This is a genomic window from Dokdonia ponticola (assembly GCF_042653865.1).
GTDB lineage: Bacteria > Bacteroidota > Bacteroidia > Flavobacteriales > Flavobacteriaceae > Dokdonia > Dokdonia ponticola.
Genome location: NZ_JBHSFV010000006.1, coordinates 273,624 through 296,889, shown reverse-complemented (window position 1 = coordinate 296,889; position 23,266 = coordinate 273,624). Strand labels below are relative to the sequence as shown.

General features: G+C 34.8%; 21 protein-coding genes. 12 read left to right on the top strand and 9 right to left on the bottom strand.

Annotated features, from left to right (window positions below; genetic code table 11):
* Together ACFO3O_RS11905 and ACFO3O_RS11900 are read left to right on the top strand one after the other, a co-directional pair.
* Positions 1 to 2,508, top strand: a complete 2,508-nt coding sequence (locus tag ACFO3O_RS11905; RefSeq protein ID WP_379979046.1) for a cation-translocating P-type ATPase — start codon at positions 1 to 3, stop codon at positions 2,506 to 2,508.
* 363 nt (positions 2,509 to 2,871) lie between these two features.
* Positions 2,872 to 4,002, top strand: coding sequence for a bactofilin family protein (locus ACFO3O_RS11900; protein WP_379979044.1), 1,131 nt, complete (start codon positions 2,872 to 2,874; stop codon positions 4,000 to 4,002).
* 134 nt (positions 4,003 to 4,136) lie between these two features.
* On the opposite strand, the gene ACFO3O_RS11895 is transcribed toward ACFO3O_RS11900, so the two are convergent.
* From ACFO3O_RS11895 to ACFO3O_RS11880, 4 genes are all read right to left on the bottom strand, one after another.
* Positions 4,137 to 5,384, bottom strand: a complete 1,248-nt coding sequence (locus ACFO3O_RS11895) for an NAD(P)/FAD-dependent oxidoreductase (protein WP_379979042.1) — start codon at positions 5,382 to 5,384, stop codon at positions 4,137 to 4,139.
* A gap of 25 nt (positions 5,385 to 5,409) precedes the next feature.
* Complete coding sequence (locus tag ACFO3O_RS11890; RefSeq protein WP_379979040.1) at positions 5,410 to 6,831, bottom strand: MBL fold metallo-hydrolase; 1,422 nt, start codon at positions 6,829 to 6,831, stop codon at positions 5,410 to 5,412.
* 332 nt (positions 6,832 to 7,163) lie between these two features.
* The gene (locus ACFO3O_RS11885) at positions 7,164 to 7,664 is read right to left on the bottom strand and encodes a hypothetical protein (protein ID WP_379979038.1); all 501 of its coding nucleotides are present in this window, start codon (positions 7,662 to 7,664) and stop codon (positions 7,164 to 7,166) included.
* Between the two features lie 3 nt (positions 7,665 to 7,667).
* Positions 7,668 to 8,087: a hypothetical protein gene (locus ACFO3O_RS11880; protein WP_379979036.1), complete on the bottom strand. Its 420-nt coding sequence runs from the start codon at positions 8,085 to 8,087 to the stop codon at positions 7,668 to 7,670.
* A gap of 139 nt (positions 8,088 to 8,226) precedes the next feature.
* Between ACFO3O_RS11880 and ACFO3O_RS11875 the strand changes: the two genes are divergently transcribed.
* Together ACFO3O_RS11875 and ftsH are read left to right on the top strand one after the other, a co-directional pair.
* Entirely contained in the window at positions 8,227 to 8,574 is a 348-nt protein-coding gene (locus tag ACFO3O_RS11875; RefSeq protein WP_379979034.1) for a carboxymuconolactone decarboxylase family protein, read from the top strand.
* The gene (gene ftsH, locus ACFO3O_RS11870) at positions 8,574 to 10,493 is read left to right on the top strand and encodes an ATP-dependent zinc metalloprotease FtsH (protein ID WP_379979032.1); all 1,920 of its coding nucleotides are present in this window, start codon (positions 8,574 to 8,576) and stop codon (positions 10,491 to 10,493) included. Before ACFO3O_RS11875 ends, ftsH begins: the two co-directional genes overlap by 1 nt.
* Positions 10,494 to 10,666: 173 nt before the next feature.
* Here ftsH and ACFO3O_RS11865 read toward each other — a convergent pair whose 3' ends face one another.
* From ACFO3O_RS11865 to ACFO3O_RS11850, 4 genes are read right to left on the bottom strand one after another with little or no spacing between them, the layout of a single operon-like run.
* On the bottom strand, positions 10,667 to 11,026 hold the full coding sequence (locus ACFO3O_RS11865) for a hypothetical protein (protein WP_379979030.1): 360 nt from the start codon (positions 11,024 to 11,026) through the stop codon (positions 10,667 to 10,669).
* A 50-nt stretch (positions 11,027 to 11,076) separates the two neighbouring features.
* Positions 11,077 to 11,502 carry an OsmC family protein gene (locus ACFO3O_RS11860; protein ID WP_379979028.1) on the bottom strand — a complete coding sequence of 142 codons (426 nt, stop codon included), beginning with the start codon at positions 11,500 to 11,502 and terminating at the stop codon, positions 11,077 to 11,079.
* The gene (locus tag ACFO3O_RS11855) at positions 11,492 to 12,433 is read right to left on the bottom strand and encodes a DnaJ C-terminal domain-containing protein (protein WP_379979026.1); all 942 of its coding nucleotides are present in this window, start codon (positions 12,431 to 12,433) and stop codon (positions 11,492 to 11,494) included. The genes ACFO3O_RS11860 and ACFO3O_RS11855 overlap by 11 nt, the downstream gene beginning before the upstream one ends.
* Before the next feature lie 14 nt (positions 12,434 to 12,447).
* Positions 12,448 to 13,218, bottom strand: coding sequence for an RNA polymerase sigma factor (locus ACFO3O_RS11850; RefSeq protein ID WP_379979024.1), 771 nt, complete (start codon positions 13,216 to 13,218; stop codon positions 12,448 to 12,450).
* A 217-nt stretch (positions 13,219 to 13,435) separates the two neighbouring features.
* On the opposite strand from ACFO3O_RS11850, the gene ACFO3O_RS11845 reads away from it, so the two are divergent.
* Both ACFO3O_RS11845 and ligD read left to right on the top strand, forming a co-directional pair.
* Positions 13,436 to 14,104 (top strand): BON domain-containing protein, encoded by a 669-nt coding sequence (locus tag ACFO3O_RS11845; RefSeq protein ID WP_379979022.1) that lies wholly within the window; start codon positions 13,436 to 13,438, stop codon positions 14,102 to 14,104.
* Between the two features lie 113 nt (positions 14,105 to 14,217).
* Entirely contained in the window at positions 14,218 to 15,117 is a 900-nt protein-coding gene (ligD, locus tag ACFO3O_RS11840) for a non-homologous end-joining DNA ligase (RefSeq protein WP_379979020.1), read from the top strand.
* 95 nt (positions 15,118 to 15,212) lie between these two features.
* On the opposite strand, the gene ACFO3O_RS11835 is transcribed toward ligD, so the two are convergent.
* Positions 15,213 to 15,422 (bottom strand): dodecin family protein, encoded by a 210-nt coding sequence (locus tag ACFO3O_RS11835; protein ID WP_379979018.1) that lies wholly within the window; start codon positions 15,420 to 15,422, stop codon positions 15,213 to 15,215.
* Between the two features lie 186 nt (positions 15,423 to 15,608).
* On the opposite strand from ACFO3O_RS11835, the gene ppsA reads away from it, so the two are divergent.
* From ppsA to ACFO3O_RS11805, 6 genes are all read left to right on the top strand, one after another.
* A complete protein-coding gene (ppsA, locus tag ACFO3O_RS11830; RefSeq protein WP_379979016.1) occupies positions 15,609 to 18,002 on the top strand; it encodes a phosphoenolpyruvate synthase in 2,394 nt (797 codons plus the stop codon).
* 104 nt (positions 18,003 to 18,106) lie between these two features.
* Positions 18,107 to 18,772, top strand: coding sequence for a dienelactone hydrolase family protein (locus ACFO3O_RS11825; protein WP_379979014.1), 666 nt, complete (start codon positions 18,107 to 18,109; stop codon positions 18,770 to 18,772).
* A complete protein-coding gene (locus ACFO3O_RS11820) occupies positions 18,765 to 19,397 on the top strand; it encodes a phosphoribosyltransferase (protein WP_379979012.1) in 633 nt (210 codons plus the stop codon). The genes ACFO3O_RS11825 and ACFO3O_RS11820 overlap by 8 nt, the downstream gene beginning before the upstream one ends.
* Before the next feature lie 16 nt (positions 19,398 to 19,413).
* Positions 19,414 to 19,863, top strand: coding sequence for a DUF2267 domain-containing protein (locus ACFO3O_RS11815; protein WP_379979010.1), 450 nt, complete (start codon positions 19,414 to 19,416; stop codon positions 19,861 to 19,863).
* A gap of 250 nt (positions 19,864 to 20,113) precedes the next feature.
* Positions 20,114 to 20,971: an OmpA/MotB family protein gene (locus ACFO3O_RS11810; RefSeq protein ID WP_379979008.1), complete on the top strand. Its 858-nt coding sequence runs from the start codon at positions 20,114 to 20,116 to the stop codon at positions 20,969 to 20,971.
* A gap of 10 nt (positions 20,972 to 20,981) precedes the next feature.
* A complete protein-coding gene (locus ACFO3O_RS11805) occupies positions 20,982 to 22,025 on the top strand; it encodes a S1C family serine protease (RefSeq protein WP_379979006.1) in 1,044 nt (347 codons plus the stop codon).
* Positions 22,026 to 23,266: the final 1,241 nt, after the last annotated feature.

Genomic DNA, 23,266 nt, shown 5'->3' with positions numbered 1-23,266 from the left:
ATGTCTATAAATAATTTTGGGATTAAAGGATTAACAAATGACCAAGTCATAAAGGCAAGAACAATCCACGGAAAAAATAGACGTAGCTACAAAAAGGAAAGCGATCTTTTCCAAGCTTTAAAAAGCTTAATAAAGGAACCTATGGTGGTTTTACTACTCGTGGCTTCGATCCTATATTTTATAAGCGGAAACATAGGAGATGGGATGTTCTTGTCAGTTGCCATAATCCTTGTGGCCTCTATTTCTCTATATCAAGATTCCCGAAGTCGTAATGCACTTGAAAAATTGAAAAGCTTTACCCAGCCTAATTGTAAAGTAATTAGAGATGGAGAAGTTCGAGAAATAAAAAGTGAAAATCTTGTGATGGGTGATCACATCATGGTAGAAGAAGGTACGACGATCTCTGCAGATGCCACCATCATTCATTCTAATGATTTTTCAGTGAATGAGTCCATTCTTACGGGTGAATCCCTACCCGTTTATAAAGACGCTAATAAAACAAATCCTCTTATTTATAGTGGAACCACAGTAGCAACTGGGTTAGCCATCGCCATTGTTACAGCTATTGGAAATACAACTCAGCTAGGAAAAATTGGCGAGAGTCTAGAAAGTATTGAAGAAGAAAAGACACCTTTAGAAATCCAGATAAGCAGTTTTGTAAAAAAAATGGTTATTGCTGGTATACTCGTTTTCTTACTTGTTTGGGGAATTCATTTTTTACGCTTTCGCGAAATTTTGGATAGCCTTCTCAAAGCACTTACCCTTGCCATGAGTATTCTACCCGAAGAAATACCCGTTGCGTTTACCACTTTTATGGCACTAGGAGCTTGGAGATTAATGAAAATGGGAATCGTTGTAAAGCAAATGAAAACTGTAGAAACCTTAGGGAGTGCAACCGTTATTTGCACAGACAAAACAGGAACAATTACAGAAAACAAAATGAGCCTGGCCAAATTATATGTAATGAAATCAAAAACAATAGTAAATCCTGAAGGTGTGTTGAATGATGAAGATAAAGAACTCATTACGGTAGCGATGTGGGCAAGTGAACCTATTCCTTTTGACCCTATGGAAAAAGCATTACATAGCGCTTATGATCAGTTAACATCTTCTGATGAGCGCCCTAATTTTAAAATGATTCATGAATACCCATTAAGCGGTAAACCGCCTATGATGACTCATATATTTGAGAATGATTCAGGACATCAAATTATTGCCGCCAAAGGAGCTCCAGAAGCATTGATGCAAATTTCTAATTTAACAGAGATTCAAAAAAAAGAGATCACAGAAGCTATACATACGTTAGCACAAGACGGGTATCGTTTACTCGGTGTAGGTAGTACACATTTCACAGGCAAAAAATTTCCAGCAGAGCAACAAGAATTTCAATTCCATTTTAAAGGACTCGTTGCCTTTTACGATCCACCAAAAAAGAATATTCAGTCGGTCTTTCAAGATTTTCATGCAGCTGGTATTACCGTAAAAATTGTTACTGGAGATAATGCAATTACCACTACAGCAATCGCCAAACAAATAGGCTTTAGAGGTTATGAAAAACAACTGTCAGGTGATGAACTCATGCAATTACAAGATTCAGAATTGCAAGAAAGAGCACTAGACACTTATGTATTTACTCGTATGTTTCCTGAAGCAAAACTAAGACTGATCAACGCACTAAAAGCAAAAAATGAAATTGTAGCGATGACTGGTGATGGTGTAAATGATGGACCTGCACTTAAAGCATCACATATTGGAATCGCCATGGGCAAAAAAGGAACAGAGATAGCAAAAGAAGCGGCTTCACTTATTTTAGTAGAAGATGATCTCGGAAAAATGGTGGATGCCATTGCAATGGGAAGAAAGATTTACACCAACCTAAAAAAAGCTATTCAATATGTCATATCCATCCATATTCCTATCATTCTAGTTGTGTTTATTCCTTTGGTATTAGGTTGGGTCTATCCTACTATTTTTTCGCCTGTACACGTCATTTTATTAGAATTAATCATGGGACCTACCTGTTCTATCATTTATGAAAATGAACCCATGGAGAAAAATACAATGATCAAAAAACCCAGACCTTTTACGACTACTTTTTTTAAATGGAAAGAGTTAATCACAAGTATTATTCAAGGATTGATGATCACTTTAGGAGCACTTCTCATCTACCAATATGCCGCACAGCAAGGTTTTAATGAATCCGTTACCCGAACCATGGTTTTTGTAGTTCTTATAGCTGCTAATATATTTCTCACCTTAGTCAATAGATCATTTTTCTACTCTATTTGCACAACTTTAAAATATAAAAATAATTTGGTCCCTCTTATCATTATAAGTACCATAGGCATCTTAAGCCTACTGCTTTTTGTCAAACCATTCGCAAAATTCTTTGAATTTGAAACTTTGACTACACTTCAGTTATCTATAAGTGTTAGTACAGGTTTTGTATTTGTGATTTGGTATGAATTTGTAAAATGGAGAAAAAGGCTTCATCATTCATTCCAGTAGGCGGTATTGTTTGCTTTTATTCCTGTGTGCTTTTTCTACCCAATTCTTTTAATCTTCGAGAATGAGAAGCAAGTGCATAAATAACCATACGTACTTCATGCTAATAGTTAAAATACGTACCTCACTATAGTTTAAACCCGAATTATGCATTAGACCCAGTCGAAGGGCTATGGTTAAACTTAAAAAGGTAGTATAACGGTATATTTTGAAGCTTGTTTAAGTTGTAATAGATTTTCTAATGCATAATTCAGGTTAAAATAATGAACATCAGTTAGTATTATAATCGTTTATTAATGATGTAGGTCATTTCACAACTCCCATATAGTAAGTTTCTTTAGATAGTAAACCAAAACATATAATAGCATGAAAACAATACCTTTACTTTTTATGGGACTCTTTTCAATCGTGGCTTTTGGTCAGTTTGAAAGTGGAGAAGATCTTTTGATTTCAGACCAGCAAAAAGATGATATATATCTAGCTGGAGAAACCATCGAAATAAATGCTGTAGTGCGGGGTGATGTCGTTGCAGCTGGTGGAAACATTAGTGTCAATGATAGTATTTACGGTGATTTAACCGCCGCAGGTGGTGAATTATTCATCAATCAATATATCGCCGATGATGTTAGAGTATCTGGAGGAAGTATTACTATTAATTCAGAAATTGGTGATGATCTAGTGGTCTTTGGCGGTGAAGTTATACTTACTAAAAATGCTAAAGTGAGTGGTAATCTGCTTTGCTACGCGGGTGATGTTAAAATGAATGGAGAAGTAGTCGGAATGATGAAGACTACAGGAGCGGATGTTACTGTGAATGGTACTATTCAAGGAACTTCCAAAATAATTGGAGAGGATATTGAAATAGGTGATAATGCTAGATTTCTTTCAGATGTAGAATACTGGTCTAGCGATGGTGAGATCGATTTTAAAGAATCCTTAGTAAACGCCAATGCTCAATTTAATGAAGATCTTCGAGAGGATAGACCTGAGTTTTCCTGGGTGAGCTTTGGCATCGCTTCTCTAGCTTTGTGGGGATTCTATATGCTCTCTGCTTTTTTAGTTATTCTTGTCCTACACGCACTATTTAGAAAAGCATTTTCTAAATCGGTTCAAACACTACAACAGCACACTATAAAGAGTTTTGGATACGGATTGATCTATCTTATAGGAGTTCCGTTGCTCATCGCTATTGCTTTTATGATGATTGTTGGTATTCCTCTTGGTTTATTTATCACAACCATTTTTATCTTTAGCCTTCTATTTGGGCATCTTATAGCTGCATTATTATTAGCTTATTATGTCACTCAAAAAAATAAAAAAAACTGGGGCTTTTGGAGTATTACATTCTTAGCATTACTTCTTGCAATTGTACTACGCGTACTTACAATCATCCCGTTTTTAGGCATCATACTATCAGTGGTTATCCTTTCATTTACATATGGAGCACTAACCTTAAGAGCATTAAAAAATCGAAATATTCCAGAACCAATAGAATAATAATAGAAATAAGTAAAGATTCTATAGTGTCAGATCAAAAAGATACTATTTCAATTGAGGTAGTATCTTTTTTGAGTCCGCTTTCGCGAAAGCGGATAAAGAAACCACTATATTTCTGAGCATTGCCCGTAGTACTATACCTCTTTTCCCTTTAACATCTTGTTCCAATATAGATATGGTAAAATATACTTTTTAAGAATCCAAAGTCGCCAATGTTCTTTTGATGAATCCTTGATAAGGAGGCGTTTTAATTTTGGATCTGGTTTGAATTTTTTGGTATAATCAAATTCTGCAAGAACCATCTTTCCATAGCCAGTAATAAAAGGACAAGAAGAATAACCATCATACTTCTTTGAGCTTAGTTTTTGGAGTTCAATTAAATGTATGATATTATTCACTACAACAGGGGCTTGCTTTCGTATGGCAGCACCCGTTTTTGATGTAGGAACATTTGAAACATCTCCTAATCCAAATATATTGGAGTATTTCTTATGCTGAAGCGTATATGGGTCAACATCTACCCAGCCAGCCTCATCTACAAGAGGTGAATTTCTGACAAAGTCTGGTGAGGTATTTGGGGGCACTAGATGCAACATATCATACGTAATCCCAACAAGATTGTTTTCCTTAATAAGATCTAATGTGATAGGATTACGTTCCGTACTGTCTGGGCTTACTGTAAACCAAGCTATTTTTTTTTCGCTGTCTATTATTTTAAGCTCATGACTAAACTTAATATGTATGCCTTTTCTATCAATGACTTCATAAAGGGTTTTAGCGATTTCTGGCACCGGAAAAATCCCATCACCTGAAGTGGCATAAATCACCTTGGTTTTTTTCTTGACACCCGATCTTTTAAAATGGTCATCTGCCAAATACATAATCTTTTGAGGTGCTCCGCCACACTTATAAGGCTTTGGTGGTTGCGTGAACAAGGCAACCCCACCTTTAAAATTCTTAATAACCTTCCAAGTATGATTTGGATTTGTATAATTACTACAAACCACTCCTTTGTCAATAGCAGTAGTTAATCCTTCTACTTTTGAGGTGTCAAGCTTTAAACCAGGAGCTACAATTAAGTATTCATAAGAAAATATCCCTTTATTTAACGTAGACACCTTATTAGTATCTGGGTCAAAAGAAACAGCACTATCCTGTATCCAATCTGCTTTTTTAGGAATAACCGATTTCATAGGACGTTGTGTCTTATTGTAATCGTACGTACCTGCGCCTACAAGAGTCCAAGCAGGTTGATACCAATGGGTATCTGAAGGTTCTATGATTCCTATGTCTAATTTTGGATTTTTCCTAAGTAAGCTACTTGCGGTCATAATACCTGCGGTACCACCGCCAACGATAAGTATTTGATATGCCTTTTTCATCTCTTATTTCTTTTAAATGAATCCGTTACAGTAATGTAGTAGGCGCGACATATTCTGTTATCTTGAACTTACCAGTCGCTTTTAAGGCATTAAAACCGCCTTTAATGTCTATGAGGTGTTTATAGCCTTTGGCTCTGAGAATAGACACAAAAACCATAGAGCGGTATCCACTACGACAATGGGTATAATACGTTTTTTCTTTGTCTACAAGAGAGATACTCTCATCAAGATAATCTAAAGGAGCATTTATGGCACCTTCTATGTGCTCACTATTAAACTCACTTTCCTTACGTACATCTAAAATATTGACTACGCTTTTATCTGTTATTGCAGCTACTTCTTCTGCAGAAAGGGACATGATTGTTTCTATTTCTTTTCCAGCTGCACGCCAAGCATCTATTCCTCCTTTTAGATACCCAAGGGTGTTGTCAAAACCTATTCTAGCCAATCGTGTGGCAACTTCTTCTTCCCTTCCATCATCTGCAATAATAAGTAACGGTGTAGTGGTATCTACAATGGTCGTACCTACCCAGTTTGCAAAGCTACCATCAATTCCTATATTGTAAGAACCTTCAATAAACCCAGTGGCAAATGTCTGCGGACTTCTACTATCGATGAGGATAGGACAGTGATCTTCGATTGCTTTTTCAAAAGCGCTCACAGATAGTGCACGGGTTCCTTTTTTAACCACGGTATCTATACTTTCATATCCCTGTATATTCAGCATCACATTTTGCGGAAAGTATCCTGGAGGAGGTGTCAGTCCAGTTAGTATGGCTTCAATGAACTCTTCTTTAGTCATATCTGCTCTCAACGCATAATTGGTTTCCTTTTGATGACCAAGTGTATCGGTCGTTTCATCACTCATCATTTTTCCACAAGCACTACCAGCCCCGTGTCCTGGATACACTATAATAGCATCGTCTAAAGGCATAATTTTATTTCTAAGAGAATCAAACAAATAACCTGCGAGCTTTTCTTGTGTTAGATCAGGAATTACCTTCTGAGCTAAGTCTGGACGACCAACATCACCTATAAAAAGTGTGTCTCCAGTAAAAAGCGATGTTGGCTTATCATGCTCATCAATCAATAGATAACAACTACTCTCCATGGTATGCCCTGGTGTATGCAGTAATTTTATTGTAACATCTCCTAAGCTAAATTCTTGGCCGTCTTTAGCACTTACAAAATCAAATCCTGTTTTCATAGTGGTAGGTCCATATACAATGGTGGCTCCTGTCTTTTTTGCTAAGTCTATATGACCCGACACAAAATCTGCGTGAAAATGGGTTTCAAAAACATACTTGATCGTGGCATTTCGATCGTTAGCCATCTCAATATACTGATCTACTTCGCGTAGGGGATCTATAATAGCTACTTCCCCATTACTTTCAATATAATAGGCGCCTTGCGCTAAGCAGCTAGTGTACATTTGTTCTACTTTCATAATATTTGATTTTCAATGAAATATAAATTTAAATAGCAAGGAAGATGCAAACAATGACTACGATCAGTTATGGAAAAGTTTTTAGAAACCCATTGTAAATTTTGACTCTATTTCTTCCCATTTTTAGGATTTTAAGTAATGAATAAAAAATATTGGATCTAAAAATTCTCAGGAATTATGAGAAATTAGCACCTATGTATCCAAAGTAAAAACACGTGTCATTTCTACCAATGAAGAATTGGAAATCGATAAGTAGGCTTTTATTAATTACTTAAATACACCTATCTTCTAACATCTAGTTGAGGTTTTAGAAGATAGGCATGAGATTTCTATCAATAGGCTGAATCTCGGGGTATTCTCCTTGATTGCATTAATCCTGGATAAAATTTCTTCATAAATTCATTTCGAGTTGAATCCATTTGCCGCATCATTTCTGAAATATCCAAAGGTTGTCTATTCCATTGATTAAAGAAATAGTCTTCCTTAAAGAAGTTATTCATAAATAAGGAATCATTTTGTGGAAAATATGAAAATCGCTTATTCCAATTAAAAGGTGTATTCTCTTCAAAATACCCTCTAAATGAATTCATAATACTATCCAGATTTACCTGAATGGTATCTCCTTCAATATTGGAATAAGAATAGGAATAAATAGAGTCATATTTAATAAGATTTCCAAACGCATCGTATTCCTTCTTAACATCCCATTTTTCCTGAGGTTTAATGATTTCCTTTTCATTTTTGTCTGTTTGACTTTCTTGATCCTCTTTTTTCTGGCTATTGCATCCTAAAAATAACATAAGACACAATAAGGTACAAACTGTCTTTTTCATTTTTTATGGTTTTAAATTATTACTACTTCTTCTCCCCCTTCTTTCTCTTGTGGTTGAGGTTCTACTAGACCTAGGGCTATTAGAATGATTTTCTCTATGGTAGGTTTGAATATCGCGTTCTCTATATCCTCTCACACGCACATATCTACTTCGGTTAAGGTTAATGCTTTTAAATCTAGGTGGAAGCACATCTACCCGAATCCAACTATTATTTTCTAAGTATAAATATTGTCTCGCTAAAAGATCATAGTAGATGACATAATCAGGAAAATAGACATAGCGTACAGATTGAATTCTATCTGGATAAAACCAAGCCGGAGGTGGATTTTGAGGATGTGGAGATATGATGATGGGTCCGCAACTTATCAAAAACAATGCACTTGACATTAAGATCATAACTAGTGATGAGGTGTTTTTTTTCATAAGGAGTTATTTTAGACTATAAAGAAACTATGAGAACAATAACCTCGAAATGACGACGGTCATTTTGTAATAAGAGTGCTTAAAATATTTTTGAAGGTGTAAAAATGTATCATCATTTATTTATTATAAGAGACAGTTTATGAAAGATTACATCAAAAAATATAAAGAGGTTTCTTCACAAATGGAAAAACTAGGAAGTAAAATCCCAGATACAATGGTCAGTTTTGATAGTCTCCATAAAGCAAGTATCGCAGATGGAACATTACCATCTAAAACCAAAGAGCTCATTGCTTTGGGCATTGCTATCGCTGTACACTGTGATGGATGTATTGCTTTTCACGTACACGATGCTATTGAGAACGGCGCAACACCAGAAGAAATCTTAGAGACAGTAGGGGTTGCTATTTGCATGGGTGGCGGCCCTGCATTAGTATATGGATGTGAGGCGATGGAAGCTCTTGAACAGTTTAAAGCAGTTGAGAACTGATGAATAAAAAAAATGAAAAACCATTAAAAAATACTAAGCCTCCAATGAAGGTGAACCCCTATTGGATATATATATTATTTCTATTTTTAATGCTCGCCCCTTACCTATCTGGATCTCTTTTTAAAACACAAGAAATAAGTTGGCTCACTTTAGAAACAACCATGCTGACGGCACAGGATGTTGAGAAAATTGTAATTATAAACAAAGAAATTGCCGAGATATACATAAAAGAAGATCGACTTTCTGATCCAAAATATCAGTCGGTTAATAAACCTGAACGTAGTATTTTGTCAAAACCTCATTATTCCTTAAAGATTGGATCTGTAGAGAGTTTTGAACGTAAAATGGAAAAAGCACAAGAAGGCTTTGACAAAGAAAAGCAGGTAGAAATATTTTATACAACTCGCACGAGTCTTTTCAATATACTTTCTTGGCTGTTTCCAATCTTCTTACTTCTACTCTTTTGGATGTTTATATTCCGAAGACAAGGTCAAGGGAGATTTAGTTCTGGTTCGATAATGAATTTCGGAAAATCTACAGCAAAATTAGCAAGTAAAGATGTACGGAGTAAAGTCACCTTTGATGATGTTGCAGGTCTTAAAGAAGCTAAAATTGAGATTATGGAGATTGTCGATTTTTTAAAACACCCAGAAACCTATACCAAACTAGGGGCAAAGATTCCCAAGGGTGTTATGCTTGTTGGTCCACCAGGTACGGGAAAGACACTCTTAGCTAAGGCCGTGGCAGGAGAAGCGCAAGTACCATTTTTCTCATTATCTGGCTCTGAATTTGTCGAAATGTTTGTTGGTGTAGGAGCGTCAAGAGTGAGAGACCTCTTTAAACAAGCAAAGGAAAAAGCGCCCAGTATTATTTTTATAGATGAAATAGATGCCATAGGTCGTGCACGTGGTAAAGTAAATGCACTACAAAGTAATGATGAACGTGAGAATACCTTAAATCAACTATTAACAGAACTAGATGGTTTTGGTACAAATACAGGAGTTATTGTACTTTCAGCCACAAATAGGGCAGATATATTGGACAAAGCATTGTTGCGTCCAGGTCGTTTTGATAGGCATATCTATCTAGAGCTTCCCACCAAACAAGAACGCGAAGCTATTTTCAAAGTTCACTTAAAACCAGTGATTAAAGGAAGTGATGTAGATATATCTCTTTTGGCATCTTTAACGCCTGGTTTCTCAGGTGCCGACATCGCAAATATGTGCAATGAAGCCGCTTTAATCGCTGCTCGAAAAGCGAGAAAACAAGTCGATCAAGAAGATTTTTTAGAGGCTAGGGATCGCATTGTGGGAGGACTAGAGCGAAAAGGCAAGCTTATTTCATCAAAAGAAAAAAAGATCGTAGCCTATCACGAAGCAGGACACGCTGTCGTGAGTTGGTTTCTTGAAAATGTAGAGTCATTGGTTAAAGTGTCTATCATACCAAGAGGTAAATCTCTAGGGGCTGCTTGGTATCTTCCGGAAGAACATCAGATTATCACCAAGCCGCAGTTTACAGATAGAATCTGTGCTGCGCTAGGAGGTCGTGCTGCCGAAGAGGTGGTATTTAATGAAATATCCTCTGGAGCCTTAGATGATCTTGAGAAAGTTACAAAGCAGGCGTATAGCATGGTAGCTTACTATGGGTTGGATAAGGAGATAGGTCCTTTGAGTTTTTACGATTCGACAGGTGAAAATGAACGCCTTCTTGGAAAACCGTATAGCGAATATCTGGGAAAACGCATTGATGAAGAGGTTATAAGACTCATCACTTCAGAATATGAACGGGCAAAAATATTACTAACAACCCATAGATCACAATTAGAAGAACTCGCACAATTACTTTTAAAACAAGAAGTCATTGATAAAAAAGATTTAGAGCAGATTTTAGGAAAACGAGATATTGTAAATAGTATCTAACTGTCAAAGGTATAAATACCTTGTATTTTTATAAATTATAATTTTTCAGGGTACGCTTTCGCGAAAGCGGAATACCAAAAAAATAATCAAGTAGTATACAAACGTATCAGGGCATAGAATGACTCTAAAAATATTCTTCTTAAAAGTGTGTTTTTAAATAGCCTTTTATTCAATCAATTAGAAGTCGTAAAGAATTCCTTTAAAATGCGTATTTGAAAATTCCTTACAACAGAGAGATTAGAATCTGCATTTAAGATAACCAATCCGTACCCTAAATGTGATAATTTGCAATCTTGAATGATGTCTTGTTTTGTACCACTAAACATGGGTTTAAAATGTTTACGCGTTTCAAGACCCGAAGAATTAGCTATTTTTATAGCTGTAACAACGGCTTCGTGTATCTGCTTAGGCGACATTCCTTTTTCTAGGAGATCGCTGGCCCAATAGCTCATACTTAAACTATAATAGAGCTCTAAAAATTCATCGATGGAAGGAGCTAAGCCGTAGGTCCTTTTTTGTAGTATAGTGATCATAATGATGCCTTTTTGAAGATTTATAACAATTTATTTTAAGTATCTGACAATTATTCGTTAATAGTGTTAGCACTTGATTCTATAACCCTGATCGTACTTGATATTTTACAAGACAGCTTTATGGTATTATATATAGTACCAAATTTCTCTATATTTTTTTTGAGTAAATTGACATTTAAACGAGAATCATCCGAATAAATAGTTAATTCATACACGATATCCGTCATTTTTGGTGGTGCATTTGTACGTGTGGCTTTCACCATAATATCAGCGCCAGCATATGTAAACTTCATTACATTGGAGAATCGTTCGATATTTTTGAGAATACAAGCAGCAAAAGATCCCAAGAATAATTCAGCTGGGTTTGGAAAAACAACCTCTGATTCTGAGGTAATCCCAAAACTAATATTCTTTTCTCCAATAGCTATAGAAGCTCCATTTTTTGATATCGAATTGGCTTTGATATTATACTCCATAAGTCGTGTTTTGTTCTTTTTCCTGTAGTTCCTTTAATTGCTTAAATAATGATTCTTCTTGCTTCGAAAGCTTTTTAGGTAATACGACGTTCAGTTTTACAAGTAAATCTCCAAAGGAAGATTGAGTACTGTATTTAGGCATTCCTTTGCCTTTAAGTCTCAATATTTTTCCTGTTTGACTCCCTTTAGGTACTGTGATTTTTAACTTTCCTGAAAGTGTTGGAACTTCTATTTTACCGCCCAAAATAGCTGTGTATATATCGATAGAGGCATTGTAAAGGAGATCATCATTACTTCTTTCAAATCTTGGATCTGGATGTACCTTTAAAACAATATATAAATCACCTCTGTTCCCTCCTCTCGCGCTTGGTTGTCCTTTCCCTTTTATCTTTAATTGTTGACCATCATAAGAGCCAGGCTTTATCGTAATTCTTAGGTTTTCATTATGAATCTTAAAAGTACGTTTACTTCCTTGATACGCTTCAAGTAGTGTAATAGGCATTTCTGCTTGAATATCACCACCAGAAAATGCAGCTCTCCCTTGTCTTCCTGCCTGTGCACCACCTCCAAAAAATGTCTCAAAGAAACTTGAAAAATCTGCATCACTAGCATCTCCATAAAACGTTGAAGAACCACCACGCCCATAGCGCTTTTGTTGCTTTTGCTGATTTACATAGTCTCTCCAATCATCTCCCGTATGTTGATATGCCTCCCAATTTGAACCTAAGGTATCGTACTTCTCTCGCTTTTCTTTATCACTCAATACCTCATTTGCCTCATTAATTTCTTTAAACTTTTCTTCAGCTTCTTTGTTGTCAGGGTTCTTGTCAGGATGGTAACGAGCTGCGAGTTTCCTATACGCTTTTTTAATATCCTTTAAGGATGCGTCCTTAGTAACACCTAATATTTTGTAATAATCTTTATAGTTCATTTATGTGATAGCTATTAATCAAGATCATATCTTTTGGAAAAACTGACTTTTAAACTTTTTCTAGCATCATGGAGAAGCTGTTGGACTTCTTCGATAGTAGTTTTCCTTATTTCTGCGATTTCAGAAAGTGTGAGATGCTGTTTTGTAAATAGCTCAAATACATTTTGCATAGGGAGAGGTAAATTGTGAAATACCATTTGTATATGCCTATCTACTTCCTCTTGATGTAAGGTTTTATCTATTTTTTGTACAAGCTCCTTTTCTGTATTTTCTATAAATACATCATCTAACTTATAGGTGTCTTTGTGGTACGAAATATCATTGAGTTCTTCTTTCATAATAAGATCGCCATCACTTTCAACAGTATATTTTTCTTGCATTTGATCCCATTCATTTTTAGAGTAATCATCTATATTTTGGAAGAATAAATTATCAAACTCTTCTTCTGTAATGACATCATCAATGAGCTCATTTGTCTTCTTGTATAACCATACGTAAAACTCATCCTCATTTGAAAAATCCTCAATATGGTCATAGACCTCAATAAATAACTGATCTATAAAATCATTTGCAGTGTGTTTATTCTTAGAAAAATGTCCTTTTTGAATCGCATTATGTACTTTTTTAATAATATACCGTCTTATTTCTGGAAGAATTTCTAAGAGCAATTGATTGAAGGCTATTCTATTTTTCTCCTTTTTAAGCTTTACAAGACTAGGTAATGCTTGCTTTATAGATATTTGAAGCTCTTTACGGCTTTTATAATAAGCGGTCTGGTTTGCCATAATTACGATCCTTTTATGTTTAATAATTGACATAAAGATGCAAATAGGAAACCTAAAATAAAATGACAAAGGTCATTAAATGCATTCATTTTGATTCAAAATAACTTTTTTAAAAATTTTATTAAAAACAGGCTAACTGATGTAGGTCATTTACAATAGGTGGTTATACTAATAATTTTATGCTATTAATCTTGTCCAATTAAATAAAAACGTAATTATGAAAACAGATGTAGAAATTAAAGATGATGTATTAGATGAACTAGCTTGGCAACCTAATATAGATGAAACTCAAATAGGAGTAATTGTAGAAGATGGAGTAGTCACTCTTAGTGGTGTAGTTAATAATTACTCTAAAAAACTGGCCGCAGAAAAGGCTGCAAAAAGTGTTGAAGGGGTAAAAGCTGTGGCTCTAGATATTGAGGTTAAGTATGGTACCGATTTTAAGAAAACCGACAAAGAGATTGCCAAGGCTATTGTAGATGCTTTTGAGTGGAACTCTTCGGTTCCTGAAGACGATATCACTGTAAAAGTTGAAAATGGCTGGGTCTATTTATCAGGCGAAGTACAATGGGAATACCAAAAGAATGCTGCAAAAAATGCTATCAAGGATTTGTTAGGGGTAAGAGGAGTAAGTAATACTATCTCATTAAAAAATAATATTCAGCCTAGAGAAGTGAAAGAAAATATCAAAAAAGCATTTCAAAGAATGGCAACTCTTGATGCAGATGGTATTACTCTTGAAACACATGGTCACACAGTCACCTTACGTGGTAAAGTACACTCCATTAAAGAAAAAGAAGATGCAGAAACCGCTGCATACAAAGCACCGGGAGTTTATCATGTAAAAAATGAACTCAAAGTAGAGCATTATTCAAAATATGCATAGGTATTATTTTTTGTATCATTTTTTAATAATAACCCTGATTTATATTTTTAAGTCAGGGTTACTATTTGATATAAAGACTCTTTTATTTAGAAAAGAAGTAAACTAAAAAGACCATGAAAGCTAACCTCTCCAAAATAAATATCACACATCGGAACAAAGTATTATTTCCAGAATCAGGAATCACAAAGAATGATTTAATTTTATATTATGACAGAATTGCAAATCATATACTTCCTTATTTAAAAAATCGCCCTCTAACAATGCAACGCTTTCCAGAAGGAATTCATAAAAAAGGCTTTTTTCAAAAACACATTCCTAATTATTTCCCTGATTGGATAACAACAACCCGTATCAAAAAAATTGGAGGTTGGGTAGAGCACGTAGTTTGTAATAGTAAAGAGACGCTATTATATCTTGTGGAGCAAGATGTTATCACATTTCATATTCCTCTAAGTACTGTTGACTATATTGAATTACCCGACAAGTTGGTTTTTGACCTAGACCCTCCTAAAGGAAATTTTAAATTGGCAATTAAAGCAGCTAGAACGTTACAAAATCTATTAGAAAACGAGCTAGATTTTAAAACTTTTGTAATGACATCTGGATCTAAAGGGTTACACGTTGTTGCCCCCTTATCACAAAAAGATAATTTTGATGAAGTTCATGATTTCGCTAAGAACATTGCCCAATATATTTGTGACAAATATCCTAATGACTTTACAACCGCTATTAGAAAAAATAAACGAGAAGGAAAATTATATATTGATTTTCTTAGAAATTCATATGCGCAGACAAGTGTTTCTCCTTTTTCTGTGAGAGCCATTGAAAATGCACCAGTGGCAACACCAATTTACTGGAGCGAACTGAATGATAAAAGTCTCAACCCACAATTACATACAATAAAAAATATCTTCAATAGATTGGAAATAACAGATAATCCCTGGAAAGGGTTTGATATAAATGCTATAAGCATTAATGATACTAAAGAGAAGCTAGTAGCGCTTATTGGTTAACCTTTGTTAATTATACAAAAAAGAAGAGATCCCCAAAAGACTGAAATCCCCCCAATTTCAGCTCTTTTAGGAATCCTCTTCACCCAAATGAATAACTATACAGTATCCATTATGCCAAAACACACTTTTGTATTTACACGGTATTCTGTTATTTGGTTGTTGTTTACAGTCACTTGCATATCCTTTACATACACAGATTTAATATTCTTCACTGTTTTTGATGCTTCACTAACAACATTTTTTACAGCATCTTCAAAACTCACAGTAGAATTTCCTAATACCTCAATTACTTTTAATACTGACATAACATATCTGTTTTATGGTAAATAATACGGCTAAAGTAATTTGAAAGCAACTGACACTAAATGACCTAGGTCAATTTTTCAAAAATAAAATTTGGGGAATTTATTTTTTCTATGATGACGATGGTCATTTAATCTAGCACACGTAATATCTAATTTTAAAAACTATAACTCGAATAGAAAAAAGGTATGAAGTCACGTGTAAAGAGATTTAGTGAAGTTGGTATAGAGGATGTAGAAATGGTAGGAGGTAAAAATGCTTCTTTGGGAGAAATGTATAATCAATTGATACCAAAAGGGGTTAATGTACCTAATGGTTTTGCCACTACAGCTGCTGCTTTTTGGGAATATTTAAAAGAGAATAAAATTCAGGCATCTCTAAAAAGTCTTCTATCACAGCTAGATAGAACAAATTATTCCAATCTAGAGCATATAGGTGACCAAGCACGTGCTATGATCCTCTCTGGAAAATTATCAAATTCCTTCATAGAAGAAATCAGGATGGCATATAACGAACTCTGTACCGGTGGTATATGTGCCGTAGCGGTTCGCAGTAGTGCTACAGCCGAAGATCTTCCAGATGCTAGTTTTGCAGGACAGCACGACACGTTTTTAAATATTAGAGGGGAAAAGTCATTACTGGAGGCTATTCAAAAATGCTTTGCTTCTTTATTTACAAATCGTGCGATTAAGTACAGAGAGGATAAAGGATTCTTACATCACACCATAGCTATTTCTGTAGGGGTGCAACTCATGGTGCGTGCAGACAAAGGGTGTTCTGGAGTAGGCTTTACTATAGAGCCTGAGTCAGGCTTTAACAATGTGATTTTGTTATCTGGCGTGTGGGGATTAGGTGAAAATATCGTACAAGGCACGGTAAACCCAGATGAATTCTATGTTTTTAAACCATCACTTTCTCAAAATAAATATCCCATTATTCAGAAAAAAATGGGAGATAAGAAATTGACTATGATCTATTCTGATACTTTAGAGAATCCTAGTACTGTAAACATAAAAACGCTTTCGCGAAAGCAAAAAAAATATATTCTCTCTGATGAAGAAATCATCATCCTAGCAAAGTGGACGCAACGCATTGAGGATCATTATCAAAAACCGATGGATATAGAATGGGCAAAAGATGGGATATCCAATGCATTATTCATTACACAAGCAAGACCAGAAACGGTACACCAGAAAAGAAATAAGAATATATATACCGAGTATAAACTATTAGAAAAGGGAAAAGTACTATGCAAAGGAAATGCTATAGGAACGAAAATTTGTGTCGGAAAAGCGCGCCTTTTAAAATCGTCAAAAAATATTGACAAACTAGATCCAAATACCATCATTGTAACCGATACGATTACACCAGATTGGGATCCTTTATTAAAGCAAGTACGCGGAATTATCACAAACAAAGGAGGACGTACAAGTCACGCTGCCATTGTCTCTCGAGAGCTTGGTGTCCCAGCTATTGTAGGATGCGAAAACGCTACACAAACCATAAAAGATGGGGATATCATCACGATCTCTTGTGGGCAAGGAAAAAAGGGATATGTATATCTAGGGGAATCAAAGTTTGAAATGAAGGAATTTGATTTCTCAACAATTAAAATGCCTATGACCGAGGCAAAAATGATTCTAGCAGATCCAGAAAATGCTTTTCAATTGTCATTCTACCCCAATAATGGGGTTGGACTATTGCGTATGGAGTTTATCATCACCCATATCGTCAAAGTGCATCCTATGGCATTGATCCACTTCAAAAAAATAGACGATGTTACGGTTAAAAAAGAGATTGAAAAGATCACATTCGCATACCCAGAGAAAGAGGACTATTTTATTGATAAACTCTCTCAAGGTATTGCAACCATTGCCGCAGCATTTTATCCTAAAGAAGTCATTTTAAGATTAAGTGATTTCAAAACCAATGAGTATGCAAATCTTATGGGAGGAAAGGATTTTGAACCTAAAGAAGGAAACCCCATGTTGGGTTTTAGAGGAGCTTCAAGGTATTATCATCCATTATATAAAGAAGGATTTGCATTGGAATGTAAAGCCATAAAACGAGTACGTGAGATCATGGGATTTACAAATATAAAGGTCATGGTTCCTTTTTGTCGTACCGTTGAAGAAGGTAAAAAAGTCATCGCTATTATGGAAGATAATGGTTTGAAACGCGGAGAGAATGCTCTTGAAATATATGTCATGATAGAGATTCCTAGCAATGTCATATTGGCTCAAGAGTTTGCTCAGATATTTGATGGGTTTTCTATTGGATCTAATGATCTCACCCAATTTACATTAGGGGTAGATCGAGACTCAGAGTTAATGGGAACCCTATTTGATGAAAATGATGAGGCCGTTATGAAAATGATTGAAATGGCGATAAAATCAGCTCAAAAAACAAACACCAAAATTGGCTTATGTGGTCAAGCTCCTAGTGACTTTCCAGAATTTGCTGCTTTTTTAATTAAAACAGGGATCAACAGTATTTCCTTCAATCCCGATGCTCTAATACAGGGGATATCAAATATGTATAAAGCAGAAAAAACACAAGATCAAAACATAATTGTCTCATAAGTTAATTCTAAAAAATACACTTAATCTGGGTTTAACTGATCTACATCATTTCTAGTGATAGTGTGGATGCGTTTCTTTACTAAGAATTACTAATTTATTGTATTATGCACTCTAAAACTAGTCGAACAACAATCAACATTCAATTAGAAGATGTTCTGCTTAAAGGTAATTTAACAATTCCAGAAAATGCGAAAGGTCTTATTATATTTTCTCATGGAAGTGGGAGTAGTCGCTTCAGCCCAAGAAATACCTATGTAGCAAGAATTCTTCAGGAACAAGGTCTGGTGACTCTTCTTTTTGATTTACTTACAAAAGAAGAGGATGCTATATACAAGAATCGATTTGATATAAAACTATTGACTCAAAGACTTATTGCTGTAACTAAATGGGTAAAGAAGCAGAAGGAATTGACTGACTTTCCTATAGGATATTTTGGAGCTAGCACAGGTGCAGCATCTGCCTTAAAAGCTGCGGCTATTTTAAAAGAAGATATTGTAGCCGTAGTATCCCGTGGTGGTAGACCAGACCTAGCAATGGAAGCTCTTGAAAAAGTAATAAGTCCGACATTACTCATTGTTGGTGGAGATGATATTGTTGTCATTGAACTAAATAAACAAGCATACCAAAAACTTACATGTGTACGTAATTTGGAGATTATACCCAATGCCACCCATTTATTTGAAGAAAAAGGAACTTTAGAAGCTGTGGCAATTAGAGCTGCCCAATGGTTTACAGAAAAGATAAAAGCTAATACCAACAATTATGTTTAAGGATAGAACAGATGCTGGAAAACAATTGACCCAAAAGCTAATAGAATATAAGGGTAAAGAGGTTGTTGTCGTTGCTATTCCGAGAGGTGGACTCCCACTTGGAGCTATTATAGCTACAGCGCTCAATGCGCCTTTAGATGTGGCGCTTACAAAGAAAATAGGACATCCACTCAATAAAGAATATGCCATTGGGGCCGTGAGTTTAAGCCATAAATTTATTACTGAATCGGTCGATACGACAATGCGTTATATTGAAGAAGAGACCCGACGCATTCGTGAGCTATTACGCCAACGTCAAGATCAATACTATAAGAACTCTAAACCAAAAAATCTTAAAAATAAGATAGTCATTATTGTTGATGATGGAGTGGCTACAGGAAACACAATGCTTACTACTATAGCACTGATTAAAGATCAGGAACCTTCAAAAATAATAGTTGCAATTCCTGTAGCAGCAGCATCTGCTATCAAGAAACTGAATAATTCACCTCTTGTCGATGACGTGGTTTGTTTACATGTTCCAAAACATTTTCAATCCGTTGGGCAATTTTATAATGAGTTTAATCCTGTAGTGGATAAAAGAGCCATACAAATTCTAGAAGAAACAAATAAACAGTTAAAATAATCAAACACGATATGCTATGTCACTAAATTTTAATCAATACGCGGTAGAAGGAAATAAATTTATCAAAGAGTATGCTAAGGAGATAGGCCTCTCTGATAATCCAGAAAGAGCTGGTCGAATACTGAGTGCGATTTTGCACGGTTTACGAACCATCATCTCCGTTGAGGAATCATTACAGTTTATGGCTCAACTTCCTATGTTTTTAAAAGCTGTCTACGTAAATGGTTGGAGCATCAAAGTAAAGAAGAGTAAAGTAAAAGATGTAGAGGGTTTTATAGACCTCATCCGGTCATTGGATGGTAAAACATCATTGTACGACTTCGAATCTGACGAGATCGCCGAGGATTATATATACACAACATTCTTACTACTAAGGAAATATGTTTCTAGTGGTGAGATGGAAGACATCAGAGACGGGCTACCAAAACGATTAAAAGGGCTTATTTTCAATCACATATTTATTTAGAAATAAGTAACTATTGCTGATTTAGGTCATTGATAAAATTAACTTTTACAAATTCCTTTGTAGTAAAATAATTTAAAAAAAGACATTAAATCCCAGAGCAAGCTTTGGATACTAAAAATCAACCCAATGGCTGAGGTAGTAGATCATAGATCTAACTGAAACAGCGAGATTAGTTCAACTAACTATTTTGTAAAGGTATTTCTGATATTACAAAACTGTGTTTCACTAATAAACTTTAAAGTTAAAAACAATGAGAACAATTACATTCATAAGCGTAATGATGATTCTAATCTTAACATCTTGCGTGAGTCAAAAGAAGTATGCTGACCTTCAAGATAAGGTAGAAAATTGCGAAAACGAACTTAAAACTGTCAATAGCGAGCGTCTTGTCCTAGAGAATAGTTTTGCTAATGAAAAAAACAAAACGAAGGCTCTTGAAAATCAAATAGACTATTTTAAAAGTACTAACACTAATCTTTTGGAACGTCTTTCTGATCTTTCTGTAGTTAGTAAATCTGGCGCAGAGAGTATTAAGAAATCCCTAGAGGCTCTTAATGAACAGAATGCATATATTAAGGATTTAACAAGTTCTATACAAAGAAAGGACTCTCTTAATCTAGCGTTGGTAATGAATCTAAAAAGATCTTTAGACAATTTTGATGATGAAGATATTAGTATAGAAGTAAAGAAAGGCGTGGTTTATGTCTCTATATCAGACAGAATGCTCTTTAGATCGGGAAGTTACACCATCAATGATTCGGCACAGGAAGTCATTGGAAAAATAGCAAAAATAGTAAATGACCACAAGGAATTGGATATTCTTGTAGAAGGTCATACAGATACTGTTCCCATTCGTACAGATTGTATGGAAGATAATTGGGATCTAAGCACTAAACGAGCAACGTCTATTGTGAGGTTGATGCAAAATAAATTTGATGTGCTTCCAGATAGAATGACCGCTGGTGGTCGCTCAGAATATATCCCTAAAACTACAAATGAAACTGCAGAAGGCAGAGCTTTGAATCGTAGAACAGAGATCATTATTCTTCCAAAATTAGATCAGTTTTTTAACCTACTAACACCTCCAGAGATAAAATCTGTAGACTAACAATTATTTTATGAAACAGATACTTTTCATGATCATTCTATTCATAACGTCTCTAGGGTTTTCTCAAAAAATAAGTAAATTATATGAACAATCTAGTGAAGCAGTGGTTTTGATCACAACCATGCAATCACAGGTGACTTTTAATAATGGCATTCCAGTTAAAAAATCTTTAAGCGCTTATGGTTCAGGTTTTGTTATTTCTAGTGAAGGCGACATATTAACTGCTTCACATCTCGTACAAACTGCAGAAATGATATGCGTGACATTTAGTGATGGGGAAGAGTTATTGGCAAAAGTTCTATATTCTTACCCATTGGCTGATGTTGCTTTAATTAAACTTACTTCTCCCAAAAGTACACCTCTAGTATCTGTTAAGATGGGTAATTCTGATCATACCAAGATTGGAGATCAAGTGTTTATTGTCAGTTCTCCTTTTGGTCTTAGGCATTCGCTTTCTGTAGGATATATAAGTAGAAAATATAAACGAGAACCCAGTTATAATGGTTTGGTAACAACAGAGTTTTTTCAGAGCGATGCCGCTATAAATGATGGAAGTTCCGGAGGTCCTATGTTTAATATGAAAGGAGAGGTTATAGGGATTGTTAGTTTCTTAGTAAGTCAAACGCATGGTTTTCAAGGATTGGGATTTGCTGCTAGTTCTAATATCGCTAAAAAATTACTGCTAGAAGAACACGCAATATGGACAGGTATAGACTCCAACTTTATTTATGGCCCTATTACAGAAGTACTCAATGTACCTCAAGAAGGAGGCTTGCTTATACAAAAAGTGGCACCTTTTTCTTTAGGAAGTATTATGGAACTACAAGGCGGAATCTATGAAATGAATATGGAAGGTGATCATTTGATACTAGGAGGCGATATCATATTAAAACTAGATAATATACCACTTATTGATAAAGAAAGTATTATAAAGGCTTGGTATGTCTTACAAGAGCTTGAACTAGGTGATTCTTTAAGTATTAGTATTCTTCGAAAAGGGAAAATTTTGGAAATTAAAAAAGAGATTCCTTACTTTTTTTTTGAGAAATTATAAAAAAAATGCGCTAACTGACCTAGATCAGTTTCTAAATAAAAAAGCTACCGTACATTAGTACTATAATTAAAACAATAAGTTCTTTGACACTATAAAAGTATAGATTCTAAAGGTAGCAATACCTTCTGAATCTTGGAGTTATCTAAAAATAATTTGAGTCTTGAGTTTTCTGTGTTTCTAGCAATGGGAATACTTAAAATTTCAAATAGTCTTAAATTACATTTGGTATCTTCAAGGAAACCGAGACATCTTGGTGCCTCGGTTTCCTTAAAAAAATTGATTTTCGTTTACTGTAAAGTGACGAAGTCATTATGGCGCGTTTGACGTTACGTTATTACCGATAAACTCATTGGATGGTTTTAGCAATAAAACAATATAAGAAGTTGAACTGTAGTACGTAATCATAGTCGCATCATAAGAAACTGGAAGTTTCGGCTTCCAGTTTCATTTTTTATAAATTAAATATCTCAATGAGCCACTTTGTAAGTGTGATATATAATAATCAAGCTCTTTGACAGTATAAAAGCATAGATTCTTAAAGTAGCAATACTCTTTGAATCTTGGAGTTATCTAAAAATAATTTGAGTCTTGAGTTTTCTGTGTTCTTAGCAATGGGAATACTTAAAATTTCAAATAGTCTTAAATTACATTTGGTATCTTCAAGGAAATCGAGACATCTTGGTGCCTCGGTTTCCTTAAAAAAATTGATTTTCGTTTACTGTAAAGTGACGAAGTCATTATGAAGTAATGTATGTTTTATTTTGTAATTTAAGCGAGGTAATTTTCTAGAAATAGGAGATTATAACGATTAGATTTGATAGAAAAAATATAATCACTTCATAGGAAGCGAGAGGTTAAAGCTTCTCGCTTCCATTTTTAAAATACACATGTGTAAAATAGAAATATAAGTATCACAATATCTAATTAATCGGGGGAGAGATTAGGTATTGCGTATTCGATATATAAATTAATTTTTATGTCAACCAAAGAACTGGGAAGTTAAACTCTCCCAGTTTTTTTTATCTTACTACAAAGACTGGGTCTTTTTTATCTACTGTAAAACAGTCCTAATAACTATCTATCTGTCTATTATCAACTATTTTTATATCACATTTTTAATAATGTTTTTCTTAAAAAAATTATCCCTAAGTATCATAGGATTCTTACTCTTTGGCAGCATTTTATGGAGTCCTCTTTATAAGCGATTTTCGAATCCATCATTCCCAAAAACTCACAAAATC